Origin of the sequence: Calothrix anomala FACHB-343 (assembly GCF_014696435.1) — a bacterium.
Taxonomy (GTDB): Bacteria; Cyanobacteriota; Cyanobacteriia; order Cyanobacteriales; family Nostocaceae; genus Aulosira; species Aulosira anomala_A.
In genome coordinates this window covers 27,188-42,270 of record NZ_JACJQG010000065.1, presented here as the reverse complement: position 1 = coordinate 42,270, position 15,083 = coordinate 27,188, and the positions used below count along the sequence as shown (strand labels likewise).

General features: G+C 42.2%; 8 protein-coding genes. 2 read left to right on the top strand and 6 right to left on the bottom strand.

The window, feature by feature from the left end:
- Window positions 1-325: 325 nt before the first annotated feature.
- From trpB to H6G08_RS28600, 6 genes are all read right to left on the bottom strand, one after another.
- Window positions 326-1,570 (bottom strand): tryptophan synthase subunit beta, encoded by a 1,245-nt coding sequence (trpB, locus tag H6G08_RS28625; RefSeq protein ID WP_190549285.1) that lies wholly within the window; start codon window positions 1,568-1,570, stop codon window positions 326-328.
- A 98-nt stretch (window positions 1,571-1,668) separates the two neighbouring features.
- The gene (gene trpA, locus H6G08_RS28620) at window positions 1,669-2,472 is read right to left on the bottom strand and encodes a tryptophan synthase subunit alpha (protein ID WP_190549283.1); all 804 of its coding nucleotides are present in this window, start codon (window positions 2,470-2,472) and stop codon (window positions 1,669-1,671) included.
- 552 nt (window positions 2,473-3,024) lie between these two features.
- On the bottom strand, window positions 3,025-3,879 hold the full coding sequence (gene trpC, locus H6G08_RS28615) for an indole-3-glycerol phosphate synthase TrpC (RefSeq protein ID WP_190549281.1): 855 nt from the start codon (window positions 3,877-3,879) through the stop codon (window positions 3,025-3,027).
- Window positions 3,880-4,153: 274 nt separating this feature from the next.
- Complete coding sequence (locus H6G08_RS28610; protein ID WP_190549279.1) at window positions 4,154-6,352, bottom strand: anthranilate synthase; 2,199 nt, start codon at window positions 6,350-6,352, stop codon at window positions 4,154-4,156.
- Between the two features lie 212 nt (window positions 6,353-6,564).
- The gene (gene aroF / locus H6G08_RS28605) at window positions 6,565-7,662 is read right to left on the bottom strand and encodes a 3-deoxy-7-phosphoheptulonate synthase (RefSeq protein ID WP_190549277.1); all 1,098 of its coding nucleotides are present in this window, start codon (window positions 7,660-7,662) and stop codon (window positions 6,565-6,567) included.
- A gap of 412 nt (window positions 7,663-8,074) precedes the next feature.
- Window positions 8,075-9,298 carry an MFS transporter gene (locus H6G08_RS28600; protein ID WP_190549275.1) on the bottom strand — a complete coding sequence of 408 codons (1,224 nt, stop codon included), beginning with the start codon at window positions 9,296-9,298 and terminating at the stop codon, window positions 8,075-8,077.
- A 662-nt stretch (window positions 9,299-9,960) separates the two neighbouring features.
- On the opposite strand from H6G08_RS28600, the gene H6G08_RS28595 reads away from it, so the two are divergent.
- Both H6G08_RS28595 and H6G08_RS28590 read left to right on the top strand, forming a co-directional pair.
- Window positions 9,961-11,502, top strand: coding sequence for a flavin monoamine oxidase family protein (locus H6G08_RS28595; protein ID WP_190549273.1), 1,542 nt, complete (start codon window positions 9,961-9,963; stop codon window positions 11,500-11,502).
- Window positions 11,503-11,578: 76 nt separating this feature from the next.
- Window positions 11,579-14,938, top strand: coding sequence for a ferritin-like domain-containing protein (locus tag H6G08_RS28590; protein ID WP_190549271.1), 3,360 nt, complete (start codon window positions 11,579-11,581; stop codon window positions 14,936-14,938).
- Window positions 14,939-15,083 lie beyond the last annotated feature (145 nt).

Here is a 15,083-nt window from a genome sequence, read left to right as displayed (position 1 = left end):
ACCAACAAGCGCGAAACAAGGATTTTTTCGCCCACTAGGGGCGAGGTTTTAAACCTAACTTTTTCCAATAAAAGAACAGATTTCATTTTTACTTAGAAATAATTTGGTGTAATTTCTTGAATATCATGCTGCGATGGTGCCAAAATTTACATTCAAATGTTTAAGCCATTTGCGGTAGGTAACAGTAGCGCGATCGCTTGGTAATCATTGTGATAGGTTCCTAAGTAATTGATATTGAGGCGTTGCTCAATCATGGTTTAACCGTTAATTCATCCCGCATTGATGCAACGCCTATATTGACTATTTAGCGGAGATGATTATTGATTTATGCAGGGGGGAAAAATTTGGCAACCGTTTGCACATCTTTGTCACCCCGTCCGGAACAGTTGATAATAATGCGGGGACTACCGGTGAGTTGGGGACAAAGCCGATCTAAAAAAGCGATCGCATGAGATGTTTCCAGGGCCGGAATAATTCCTTCGAGTTGGGATAGACGTTGAAATCCCGCCAGCGCCTCTGCATCGCTGATGCTGTAGTATTCAGCACGTCCAATTTCCTTCAAATAACTATGTTCTGGGCCGACACCGGGATAATCTAATCCCGCACTGATTGAGTGCGCTTCAATAATCTGTCCATCCTCATCTTGCAGCACGTAACTCATTGCACCATGCAAAACCCCAACTCGTCCTTTTGTGAGAGTCGCGGCATGTTTTTGGGTATCAATACCTTCACCCGCCGCCTCAATACCAATTAGGCGCACAGAAGATTCATCGATAAACTCATGGAAAAGCCCGATCGCATTAGAACCTCCACCGACACAAGCCAGGAGAATATCTGGTAATCCGCCCCATTTTTCCTGTGCTTGAACGCGAGTTTCCTTACCAATTATGGCTTGAAACTCTCGCACCATCATCGGATAGGGATGGGGGCCAGCCACTGAACCGAGAATATAGTGGGTTGTTTCCACATTTGTTACCCAATCCCGAATTGCTTCCGAGGTAGCGTCTTTGAGAGTTCCTGTTCCCGCTACCACAGGACGGACTTCTGCACCCATCAAGCGCATCCGAAACACATTTAAAGCTTGTCGTTCCATGTCGTGGATGCCCATATAAATTACGCATTCCAGTCCAAAACGAGCGCAGACTGTTGCCGTTGCTACACCATGTTGACCGGCTCCTGTTTCCGCAATAATTCTTTTTTTACCCATGCGCTTTGCAAGTAAAACCTGCGCCAAAGCATTATTTATTTTGTGAGCGCCTGTGTGATTTAAATCCTCACGTTTTAAGTAAATTTGCGGGGTGCTATCTGGACGGGCGTAGTGCTGAGTTAAGCGTTCAGCAAAGTAAAGAGGGGTTGCGCGTCCTACATAATCACGGAGGAGATTTTGCAGTTCAGCTTGGAAATTAACATCGTCACGATACTTGTAAAACGCTGATTCTAACTCGCTTAATGCAGGCATTAAGGTTTCTGGAACGTATTTACCACCAAATTGACCAAAGCGACCTAAAGCATCAGGTTGCTGGTTGAATTGTGAAGTAGAAATATTAGTGTTTTGTGTGTTGGTTAACATGATTAATCTCGTTAATTGTTGACGGTTGACGGTTGACTGTTGACTGTTGACTGTTGACTGTTAAAAGGTTGGGTAATAGATTTTTGTTTTCCTAATCCCTAGCCTCTAGCCCCTATGGATACTTTCAAATCGCTACAGAAATCGCGAATAGCGCGTAAACCTCGGTAAGGTGTATTATCTGACAACCTTTGTACAAAGGCACTACCAACTATGACTGCATCTGCACCCCATTCCCTCAGTTGCAGGGCTTGTTCTGGGCTAGAAATACCAAATCCTACACCAATTGGCTTATCTGTGACATTACGGATTTGGGCGAGTACATCTTTAACACGAGTTTGTACCTCTTGACGTATACCTGTAACACCTGTGACACTCACTAGGTAAATAAAGCCTTGGGATTGCTGCGCGATCGCTTGAATGCGTTCTGGCGAACTATTAGGAGTGACTAACAATGTGACTTCAACCCCCACAGAATCGGCAATCTGTAATAGTTTACCTGCCTCTTCTAGAGGTAGATCGGGTACAACTAACCCCTTAACCCCGGAGATTGCAACCCGCTCAAGGAATCGTTGCACACCCATATTTAAAATAGGGTTGTAGTAAGTAAAGAGGATAATAGGCGATCGCAAACTCCGAGTCACCGACTGTACCATTTCTAAAACATGAATCAAACGAGTTCCTTGTTTTAGGGCGCGGGTAGCAGCTGCTTGAATAATCGGCCCATCAGCCAACGGATCGGAATAAGGAACTCCTAATTCAATAAAATCTGCACCGCTTGCATCTAAAACTCTTAGGGCTTCAGCTGTATTTTCTAAATCCGGATCGCCAGCTGTTAAAAAAGGAATCAAAGCACATTGATTTTTTGCACGTAAAACTTCAAATCGTTGAGAAATAGATGTCATAGTAAGTAACTAGTAAGTAAAGGTTAACTATTTTTATATAGGGGAAAGGAAGAATAAAAAATGCACAATTTGGGAAGAAGGCAGTTGGAAGATGGCGGGAGGCAGAAGTAAATAAAAAACTCCTTCCCTTGATGGGTGGAGTTTTATAGGACTTACGCACACTCTACGAATTCTTGGCGTTCTTGGCGTCTTGGCGGTTCAATAAATTAAGCTTTTTGGCAATTTTTGCGTAAGTTCTGTTTTATATGTAGGGGCGGGTTTATTTAGATCATCCTTAATTAAGGAGAATATCTGTAAACCCGCCCCTACAACTGATAGCAAGAGCGCGATAAATTTGTAGTGGGAGCATCTTGCTCCCTAATGTCAAATCAGCGCCCTAGAGAGCCATCACTACAAAAAATAAATTTACACATTTGGGATGCTCCTAATTATGCCCTCTACCTTGCTTATATTGTTATAGGACTTACGCGATAAATCTCCCTCACTCTCTTTACTTCGTGTTCTTTGCGTACTTCGTGGTTCGTTTTTTCATGAATTTGCGTAAGTCTTATGTTAATTTATCAAGAGTTGCTTAACAGCTTGGACTAAATCAGCTTGCTTAACTAAAGATTCACCAATCAATACAGCTTCTGCACCTGCTTGGGCAACAAAAGCTAAATCAGCAGATGTGTATAAACCTGATTCACTAACAACCGTAATATCTAAGCTGCTTAACTGCTGTCGCCGTTCTCTTAACAGATGTTGAGTTGTTTTTAAATCTAGGCTGAAATCTTGTAAATTGCGGTTATTAATCCCGATTAATTGCACATTCTCTAACTCTAATACTTGGTCAAGTTCTGCTAAAGTATGTACTTCTATTAAGGCAACCATGCCCAAATCGCGAGCAATTTGCATAAAATATTTCAGAGTTTCATTAGATAGAATAGCCGCAATTAGTAATATAGCATCTGCTCCATTAACTCTTGCTAAATAAATTTGATAAGGGTCTATAATAAACTCTTTGCAAAGCAGTGGCAGTGCTACATGATTTCTAATAATCCGTAAGTTTTCAAAACTGCCCTGGAAAAACTTTTCATCGGTCAAAACAGAGATACAACTCGCACCACCTTGTTCATATGCTTGGGCTATTTTTACAGGCTCAAAGTCAGCACGAATCACTCCTTTACTAGGTGAGGCTTTCTTGACTTCTGCAATGATGCTAGGTTTACGAGAATTCTCTCTCAGGGCGTTGCGGAAATTTCGCGGATGCGGTGCTAAATTTAGCTGAAGTTTTAAATCTGCTAAAGGTAATTTTTCCTTTATTTGAGCAACTTCTTGTTGTTTATACTCAACAATTTCATCGAGAATATGACGCGAGTTGCTAGATTTTGTATTTGTTTGTGTGAGTTGAGAATGATAATTTAGCATTTTGCTTGGAGGATTTATGTAGGTCGGCGTGAATATTTATTGTTAAGAAAAGGCAGACGGCAGAGGGCAGACGGCAGAAGGGGAAGAGGTTTTTAGTGAACTTGACTTTCCGTTAAATACTTAGGTTTATTTGCACCGTTCTGATCATACCCCACCCCCAACTCCTCCCCGCAAACGAGGAGGGGAATCAGCGGACTCACAAAAGATAGGTTTTGAGCCTGCATATTTAGGCTTTGTTTGTGTAGCCTCAGACTTGAGCCTGAAGGCTTTTGGTTCAATTTGCTAGAACTGAGAAAGCAGGTAAATTTGTGAATGCAAAAACTACATTTTTAATCATTTCTAAACCAACGCCTCCTGCTAAAGTCATGATGGATTCTGGATGAAATTGCACAGCAGCAATTGGTAGGGATTTATGCTCAATGCCCATAATTACGCCATCTTCGGACATGGCTGTAATTTTTAGTTCTGAAGGTAGGTACTGGGGTAATGCATATAAGGAGTGATATCGACCAACTGCAAAGGATTCGGGTAACTTTTTAAAAGTTAGAGAATCTCGATCTACAACCGAAACACGAGATACTTTACCATGTTGAGGATAATCGAGAATTCCTAATTTTCCGCCGTGGGCTTCGACAATTCCTTGCAATCCCAAACATACGCCAAATAAAGGAATGTGTCGCTTTTTGCAGGCTTGAATGGTATCTGCAATGCCAAAATCACTGGGTTTACCAGGGCCGGGAGATAAGACAACTAAGTCTGGTTTTTCGGTATCAAAGACTGATTCTGCAAAACCATGTCGTAGTGTTGTGACTGTAGCGCCAGTTTGACGGATGTAGTTGGCTAGGGTATGAACAAATGAGTCTTCATAATCAATTAGCAAGACACGCTTACCTGCTGCTGTATTTGCTGGTTGCGCCTCCAGTTTTGATGTTTTGGCTAAATCTGTATTCTGGGAGTTGACTCGGAAAAGTGTTTGGAAAAGTGCAGCGGCCTTTGTCAAGGTTTCTTGGGCTTCTGCTTCTGGTTCTGAATCATAAAGAACTGTTGCACCAACTCGCACTTGGGCAACTGAGTCTTTGAGTCTGATTGTTCTGAGAATTAAGCCAGTATTTAAATTGCCTTTGAAACTTAAATATCCTACTGCTCCACCATACCAACGTCTAGGACTGTGTTCGTTTTGTTCTAAAAACTGCATGGCGGAACGTTTTGGCGCGCCTGTGACTGTAACTGCCCACAAATGAGTCAAAAATGCATCTAAAGCATCAAATTCTGGTCTGAGTAAACCTTCTACATGATCTACTGTATGGATTAGATGACTGTACAATTCGATTTGACGACGACCAATGACTTGCACTGAACCCGGTTCACAAATCCGCGATTTATCGTTGCGGTCTACATCGGTACACATGGTTAGTTCAGATTCATCTTTGCGCGAGTTTAGCAGCTTTTGGATTTGTGCCGCATCATCAATTGCATCTTTTCCTCGGCGTATTGTACCACTGATGGGGCAAGTTTCTACACGTCTGCCATCTACGCGAACAAACATTTCTGGAGAAGCGCCGATGATATACTCTCCGCCTAAATTAAAGATAAATCCGTAGGGACTGGGATTAATTTCTTTGAGGGTGCGGAAAAGTTCGGTGGGAGATTTTTCACAGGCTTGAAAAAAGTTTTGACTGGGTACAACTTCAAATAAATCGCCGCGACGGAAGTAATCAAGTGCTTTTGTTACCTGTTGCTCATATTCACCTGGTGCATGGTCGGAGTTTTGAGTTACACTCAAACGCTGACCTCGGTAATCTATAACTTCACCTTTGCGGGGTAAATCTCTGGTGCTACTATTTTTAGTGACGAAATCATACTGCAAACGAAATGCTTGTTGTAGATGGTAGTCAACTACAAATAATTCATCAGGTAGATATAGTACCAAATCTCTTTGGTCTGAGGAACGTTCCAGACGCTTTTGCATTTGCTCAAATTGAAAAACTAAGTCATAGCCAAATGCACCATAAAGTCCTAAGTGTTCATCTTCCTGACTGTCGAAGGCTGATAATATCTCGCGAATCACACTGAAAACAGATGGTTGTCTACTGCGTTCTTCTTCGGAAAATAAGCTTTGGGTTGGTTGAACAGAGCCGATGATACAATTATTTTCTTGAGTGACAGTTTCAAGATATGGCCGATCGCGCAATAGTTCTGCTAAATAATCTAACAGTACCTTGCCTCGCTCATTGTGGGCGGTAATTGTAAAACTGCGATCGCGTGTCGCAATTTCTAAGGGTGGATTGACAAAACCCATAGCCCAGCGTTTATAACGACCTGGGTATTCATAGCTACTTGTAAGTAATCCGCCCCTCTGAGAATCGAGACGCATCAAAACTTCTTCAATTGCCGTGTGGATGGAAGTATTAGTGACGGAACGGGAGATAAATATACCGCCTTGAGTTGTATAGGAACCTGTTTCAAAATACATAAATGCTTACCTCTGACGAGTTTTATTTACAAAATAATAATGATGGGAATAGTGCGATCGCCCGAAGCTAAATTTTGTGTTTGTCTCCAAGATTTGCTCCATGCGTAGACGTGTCAGCGGCTTGTCGTAGACATCGCTTGCTCTAATCCCATCCACAGTTACCTTCGTCAAGTTAATCACTACTACCTTAAATTCAAGAGATACAATTGAATTTATGCAGTTATTAGAGCAGTAGAAGGAACTTTAGCAGTAAATGTTGTTGTCAAGTCTGATTGATGACCACGGCCAAAGAATTGTAGCAAGGGAGTAATTTCTGCGATTAGTTCCGCAAATTCCGCAGGAGTGAGAGATTGAGGCCCATCAGACAATGCTTTTTTGGGGTTGGGGTGAGTTTCAATCATTAAAGAATCTGTGCCGGCTGCGATCGCAGCTTTGACCATTGTGGGAACATATTCTGAGTAGCCAGTAGCATGGCTGGGGTCAATCATGATTGGCAAATGTGTTAATTTGCGCAATACAGGGATTACAGATAAATCTAGAGTATTTCTGGTATATTTTTGGTCAAAACTGCGAATACCACGTTCGCACAAAATTACATTAGGATTACCACTAGCTAAAATATATTCTGCTGCCATTAACCATTCTTCAATGGTTGCAGACAAGCCCCGCTTGAGCAAAATAGGTTTACCTGTAGCACCAGCTTTCTTTAATAGAGAGAAATTCTGCATATTGCGCGCACCAATTTGCACTACATCTGCAACTTCTGCGACTTTCTCCAAATCCGCTGTATCCATAACTTCGGTAATAATTCCTAAACCTGTAACTTCACGGGCTTTTGCTAACAGGGATAGGGCGCTTTCTCCATGTCCTTGGAAAGCATAAGGAGAGGTACGCGGTTTATAGGCTCCACCTCTAAGGAATTGCGCACCTGTAGCTTTAACTACCTGTGCTATTTCCACAATCATGTCTTCATTTTCTACAGAACAGGGGCCAGCGACAATTACTAAAGGATGATTTTGTCCAAAAGTTACGACTCCATTGGGAGTTGGTACAGCTACTTCGCTATATTCTCCATGACGGAATTCTAAACTGGCGCGTTTAAAGGGATGCTTGACTCGTAAAACCTGCTCAACAAAAGGACTGAGTTGTTGAACTTGTTCGATATTTAAACTAGCAGTATCTCCTACCAAACCAATCACTACTTTGTTGTTGCTTTCAATGGTTTCTGGTGTGAGATTCCAACTGCGGAATTCTTGAATTAGGCTTTCAATTTCTGCGGCTGGGGTGTGGGTTTTCATTACAACTATCATTTTCTTGTTCTCCGGAAATATTTGTGGTTGTGGTTAATGTCTTTGTACGCTTTGGAATAGTTTTTCGCTTGATAAATTTATATAGAAGTAGGTAGCGATAGTTTATGCAGTGAAATGGGAGAATCTCAATTTTGCTCCAAATAAATTTGTAGTGGGAGCATCTTGCTCCCTAATATCAAGAAAGCGGGCTAGAGAGCCATCACTACAAAAAATCTTAATATTAATAAACGAACCGCCAAGAACGCAAAGAACGCCAAGGAACAGAGATGAGCAAATTCTCTCACTTACCATCACGATCCGCCTTACCCCACCCCAGCTTTGCTAACGCAAAACGTCCCCTCCCCGTAAACGGGGAGGGGATTGAGGGGTGGGGTAAAATGTCTTTGAAGCTGAAATTATCAATTTTACAACTTTAGGCGTTGGAGGGTTTTGAGTTGCTTTTTCTCAAGAGCAAACTAAACACTACAACTGTAATTAAAGAAAGAGCGACATTGGCATAAAATACTCCGGCGATTCCCCAAGCGGCGAAGGTAATACCGCCAAATAAAGGGCCTAATGCTCTTCCTAATGATTGAACAGTAACATTCAGCGCCATAAATCCAGCTCGGTAACCTTCGGGAGCAATCGCGGCTAACATTGATTGCAGAGGTGGTAAAACCAAGGCTTGAGATGCACCAGCGATAACGCAGGGAATCAGCAATAACCAAACGTTATGAATTGCCGGAATCATCAACAGGGACAATGCACCGATTACAAAACCAGCAACAATTAAGGTTTTTTCTGAAAACCAACGGACTAAAAGTCCCAGTTGTGAAGCGGCTAAAGCAAAAGCAATTGAGTCAGTAGAAAGTAGTAATCCAATTTGGGCACCAGCTGCATTTAAAAATTTACCTGCGTAGATGGGAAGATATATATAGAAAGCACCTAACTCAATGATGAACATGGAAAATACTGTAAATAGTAATCCAATAACTTGGGGATTCTTGAGATTTATCCACGTAGTTTTGAGATAGCTTTTCCAATCTAAATTTTCAGTAGTTTTTTGTTGAGTTGGTAGCTGCAATTTTGTGCCAATTAATAATGCCAATGGCAAAGCTAATACTGATAATAAAAATGTATATCGCCAATTGAAAGCAGCTAATGCACCACCAATTAAAGGATAAATTGTAGCAGCAACGCCAATCATCGCCGAATTAAATCCCATTGCCGCAGTAAGCATTTTACCGCTATATAAATCACTAATAATAGTCAGTTCTACAGACTCTAAACTAGCAGCACCAATACCTGTGAGGAATCGCCATTCTACTAAGCTGCGGAAATTAGTTGCTAAAGCACATAAAACTCCCCCAATACCAAATAGTATGAGTGAAGGAATGAGAATTTTCTTTCTACCAAAACGGTCAGCTAAAGCGCCACCAATCGGGCTACCTAATGTAGTAGGTAATAAAAAAGCTGTCATGATTAGCCCGATTTCTTGAGGTGAGGTATTAAGCCCTGTAGCTATATTTGGCACTACAGGATTAATGCTAAATATGCCACTTGTGGCAATTAAAGATATACAAACTATTAGGAATAAATTACTATCAATTTTTTTGTTAGCAGCTTTACTTGGTAATTTTTTTGATAAGGGAACCATTTTTTGCTGTCTCCTGGGTGTTGCATTGGTGAACTATTTCTTCACTACCAGCAGGAGAAGAGAAGTTATGCATTCCTAAAATCAGGAGCAAGCGATCGCTCTACGTTATATAAGTAGTTTTTTGTGCATATTTCCTATCGAAATTAGGCAGAAAGCAGAAGAGAAGATAGTTTGAGCTACTTTACTTTTATTAACATAGTCTGCTTTTTCCCTAGCCTTAGCGTCCTTATTTTTAAACTCTCTTTTCCAGACTGAGCCTGGAAATGCGTATTGGTGGGCTGCTGCCTCCTGTTGAAATGAATTGAGGCGGAGCCTCCTAGACTTACGCTCCCACGCAGAGCATGGGAGCGAGGTATAACTCTTTGACAATCTCTCTTCCCAGTCAACAGTTAACCGTCAACAGTCAACATTATTTCCCAACCAGAACAGAATCTACCTAACTTAGTAAGTTAGATTGCTTACCCCACAAGCATTTTGGGCGTTTTTTCAAATTTTTTACGGCGGATTGCATAAATCAAATTAGGCGATCGCTATCAAATAACAGAGGCGGTTGAAATGCTGCGGTAAAGCAACTCACAAGCTTAATTTACAGATTTTCAACCAAAACACAATCTTTCTTATTAAATCTTATCCCATCTGAAAATTTTACGAGGTATTGAAAAATGGACACCACCACAATTCTAGAAATGAGCCAACTGAGCAACTTTCAAAAAGGTAAGCGCATCACCATTCTGGGTGCTGGAATTGCAGGTTTAGTTGCAGCTTATGAATTAGAACGCATGGGTCATGAAGTCGATATTATGGAAGCTAGCCCACGGATTGGCGGTAGAATTTGGACACATCGCTTTGGTAATGAACCTGATGCTCCCTATGCAGAACTCGGAGCAATGCGTATACCTAGCGCACATCAACACACACTACACTATGTACATAAATTGGGATTGAGTGACAAGCTGTGCAAATTTGTCACAGTCTTTGAAGAACAAAATGCTTTCATGAATATCCAAGGAAAAATTTTCCGCATGAAAGATGCACCCCGCATTCTCCAAGAACGCTATCAAGGAATTTTTACTGATAGTCGTTACAGCGAGAAAACTCGATTGTTTGCTGCTTGGCTCAAAACCATCGTTGATACTATCTCCCCGGGAAATTTGCGTGAAAGCTTAGAACAAGACTTACAGTCACACTTAATGGATGAGTTGGAACGGTTAGATTTAGAACCTTATTTTAGCGAAGACGGCGAAAATATTGACCTGCAATCCTTTATTAAAGACAACCCTGGTTTTCGCGCTCGTTGTAGCAAAGCCGTTGATATGTTCCTCAGTGATATTTTAGTGGAAACTAGCCACGATTTGTTACAACTCAAAGGCGGTATGGATCAACTAATTCAACGTTTAGTTCAATCCATCAAAGCGCCAATTAAGTGCAACCAACAAATCGTTGCGATTCGTGTCCATGAAGATTATACAGAAATTGATTGGTTAGAAAATGGACAAAGATACACCCGCCGTTGTGACTATGTATTGTGTACTATTCCTTTCTCTATCCTGCGGAAAATGGAGTTAAGCGGATTCGATGACAGAAAATTAGATTCGATTCAAAATACAATATATTGCCCAGCAACTAAAGTTGCATTTCATACAAAGGAAGCTTTTTGGCAACAGCAAGGTATTAATGGTGGTGCTTCCTTCAGTGGTGACGGTGTGCGCCAAACATATTATCCTTCTGTAAACTTTAACCCCAATAGTGGTAGTGTAATGTTAGCTAGCTACACTATCGGTGACGATGCCGATCGCTTAGGAAATATGTCTGAAGAACAACGTCACAGCTATGTTAAAAACGTTGTCAGCCAAGTTCATCCAGAACTGCAATCATCTGATATGGTAACAAATGTGGCTTCTATTGCCTGGGGTAATTACAAGTGGAGTGATGGTGGTTGCACTGTACACTGGAAGGATGATATGTCCGACGAAGCTAACTACAGCATTAATTATCTAGAAGCTGCTAGACCCCAAAACACCCTCTTCTTTGCTGGCGAACATTGTTCTAGATATCCCGCTTGGCTACAAGGTTCAATTGAGTCTGCACTGGAAGCAATTTATGATATCGTTTCCTCCAAACCTGCTTTGATTACAGCAACAAAGTACTCCTTGAAGAACGAAACCGAAAAGTCTCTACAGCAATTAACAACTTCTAAAGCTTAAACTCGCCAGCAATTATAAAGTCTTTGCTTATTTTGTAACTTTCTATTCAAGTCATTCATCAAAGCGTTTTTGAATAATGAGTATTCTAGATTTTCCCCGGCTTCATTTCCAAGGTTTCGCCCGTATCCATGCGCCTACAGGACACAAAAACGGACAAGTAGATGTTAGCAGCAATACTGTTTACATGAATGGTAAACCTGTTGACCTTAACCGCCCTGTATCTGAGTACCACGAATACCTCTACAACTTAGGTACGCGATTTAACGCCGAAGGACAATTAGATGAAAATGGTGCGTTTAGCAGCGCTATGGGTTGGAATTTCGGCGGAAACGGTCATTTTTCGATAGAAGCACAAATTGTCAGCACACAGCGCGAGTTTGGACAAATTGATCGACAAGATCCAGTGGTGGGACGCAGTGTTGATTTGTGGGGTCATTACAATGATTATGTTAAAACTACTTTCAACCGCGCCCGCTTCTTTGAATGCGATCCAGCTTCTAACTGGACTAACACAATTATGTTAGGTCAGTTGACCTTTGGTCGTCAAGGCGCTTCCCACGAAGTCCCAAATATGCTTTCTGCACCCATCACAGGTATGCAGTTAGCCCGGTGGCAAAACTTTGATTATATCCGCGAATTGCCAGAACATTGCCTGAATCAGGAATTTAAACGGGCAGCAGTTTATCAGTTTGCTATTCCCAAAGATGCTGAGGATTGGTTATGGGGTGAAGAAGTCGCCCAGTCACCAACGGTAACCATGTTACGGGAAGCGATGAACCGCAATGATGTTTTGGGACTGGTAGTGCAGTTTAGCATCAGCAATATGTCTGCACCAGTTCAACCGGATTCACCCAGTTTCTGGGAACTGCACGGAACTATCGGACTGTGGTGTAAAGATGAACTCAGTAGTTATCCGCATGGGCGGTTGTTGATTTCTGAGGAAGAAGGCAGAGGGCAGGAGGCAGAGGGCAGAGGGGAAGGAAGAGGGCTTTCTAACCTTACCTTGCAAGTAAGTTCACAAGGTATTAGTTTGAACATGATAACGGCAGTACCTTGTGTGGGGCGTGCTGCCAAGCCAGGGCCAGGGCCTACCCATGCGATTGGTTGCAAGCTTGACTTGGGCGATTTGGAGGTGCGTACAGTTGGTAGTCAACGGCTGATTGGACGGATATTTAAGGATGCTTATCAGCTTCCAGCCTATCAATTGACAAGTGGGATTGTAGATGTACAGCTAGCGGAACCATTTGAGAATCTGCGCGATGAGATAGAACAGCAAGGTTTGTGCATCATCGGTACAGATGTTAACGGAGAACGGCAAATTCTTGTTAAAGAACAAGAAATCAATCTTCAGATAGATGACGCTTGTTTGTTTATTGAACATCCTAATTTAAAAACTGGTGAAGACCACGCAGTTGAGTTAGAGGTAAGGTCTTTTGTACGGGGTTGTCCGACGGCGGTTGAGTCTGTTTATCTCAGTCAGTTCTATAATCCGAGAGCATTTCCCCAACTGCGCGATCGCACTAATTTAGACTCCACTTTCCACTTTCCCCACCCCTCAGAAATGGCAATTGTCCACTTCAAACCAGGTAAGCAAGCGGAACCAGGAGATTTTGCACCTAAAACTGTAATTTCTACTGATGCGACTGGACGCGGTTGGGTGACTCTACGGGGTGCGATCGCGGGAACTGCAAAGGTACTGTTATCTACCCAACCTGATGAGTTTCCTGGTGATATTAATCACGTAGATGCTGCGGAAATAGCTTATGACAATGACAATAAACTTGGCTTCTGGTCAGGTGCTGGCTTTTTTGCCGTGCGCGTATTAAGTAACGATTGGCACTTAGATGAAATTCCCACTGAAGCTGTAGATTTTAACTTGATCTACAAACATGTTCTGGCTTACTACGAGTTATGTTTCTCGTTTATGAAAGTCGATGTCTTCAGTCTGGCTGACAAGTGCAAAGTCGAAACCTATGCGCGATTAATGTGGCAAATGTCCGATCCCAAGAACAAATATAAAACCTACTATATGCCACCCAGCCGCGATATGTCCCAAGCTAAAACCACACTGTTACGGAAATTTCTGCAAAATCAGCAGCGAGTCGGTTATGTTCCCCCAGCGATTCCCGAACCAAAGCATAGCCAACGCACCATTCAAACTCGCGCAGAATTGGTGAGTGCTTTAAAACAAGCAGCCGAGTTAGAAGTAGCTGTGATGCTGCAATATATCTATGCTGGATATTCTATCCCCAACTACGTCACAGGCGAAGAATATGTACGCCGGGGATTGTGGACACAAGAACAGCTACATTTAGCCTGTGGCGATGGGAAAGAAGTAAAGAATTACGGAATGCGGGGAGTATTAATCGAAATTTCCCGTGAGGAAATGATTCACTTTTTGATGGTAAATAATATATTGATGGCGATTGGCGAACCTTTTTACCCAGCCGTCCCCGACTTTAGTAAACTTAACCAAAGATTCCCCATTGATGTAGACCTAGCACTAGAACCACTCAATCCTACATCTCTACAGCGTTTCCTGCGCTTAGAAATGCCCGACTTCTTAGAAGAAAACTTGGCTAACGAACCAGCATCAAGCGATCGCACAATTGACAGCTTACATGGTTATGGTTCCTTAAGCGAACTGTATCGCCAGATTCGCCAAGGACTAGAGAATATCCCCGATTTATTTGTAGTCAAAAAAGGCCGTGTAGGTGGCGAACATCGCTTATTTTTACGTGACGATTTTAATAAAGCCCATCCAGACTACCAATTACAAGTAGACGATCTCAACAGCGCCTTATTTGCCATAGATCTAATTGTTGAACAAGGAGAAGGCTGCGAGCAAAAATCAGCAAAATTTGAGCGATCGCACTACCAACAATTCAGCCGTTTGGCAGATGCGCTCGCGCAAGAACAGATAAATGACACCAAAACTGAACGCAAAAGAGCTTGGAATCCTTCTTACCCAAGTTTGCGTAATCCTTGCCTAAATCAGCGAGATTATAACAGTAATGTCGTTACCGTTCCCCAAACCCGCGCCGTCATGGAAATATTTAACGAAAGCTATTTTCTCATGATGCAGTTAATGGTACAGCACTTTGGCTTCATGCCTACAGGTAGTTTACGGCGTTCCAAATTAATGAATGCAGGAATTGATGTCATGACAGGGATGATGCGTCCCTTAGGAGAATTATTAATGAGTATGCCCTCTGGCAAACGGGGTAAAACCGCAGGCCCATCTTTTGAGATTGACACACCCGCTTACATCCCCGTACCCGAAGTAGCAATGAATGCAATCTCCCGCAGATTTGAGCGCCTGGGACAGAAAGCCAGAGAATGCGAAGTTATTCACAGTACAGTATCCGAAATGTTTGATTACTACGCCAAATTTTTTGATAACCTGGCGAATAACCCCCAATCTTTACTACATTAACGAACAAACGCAGGTTTAAACTTCCTCTCTTCTCTCTGTGCCCTCTGCGCCTCTGCGGTTCCTTAAAAAAATCACCTTACAGATCTTCGTGTAAATGAAGCACATTTTCTTATCTCACGCAAAGACGCAAAGGCGCAAAGGAACA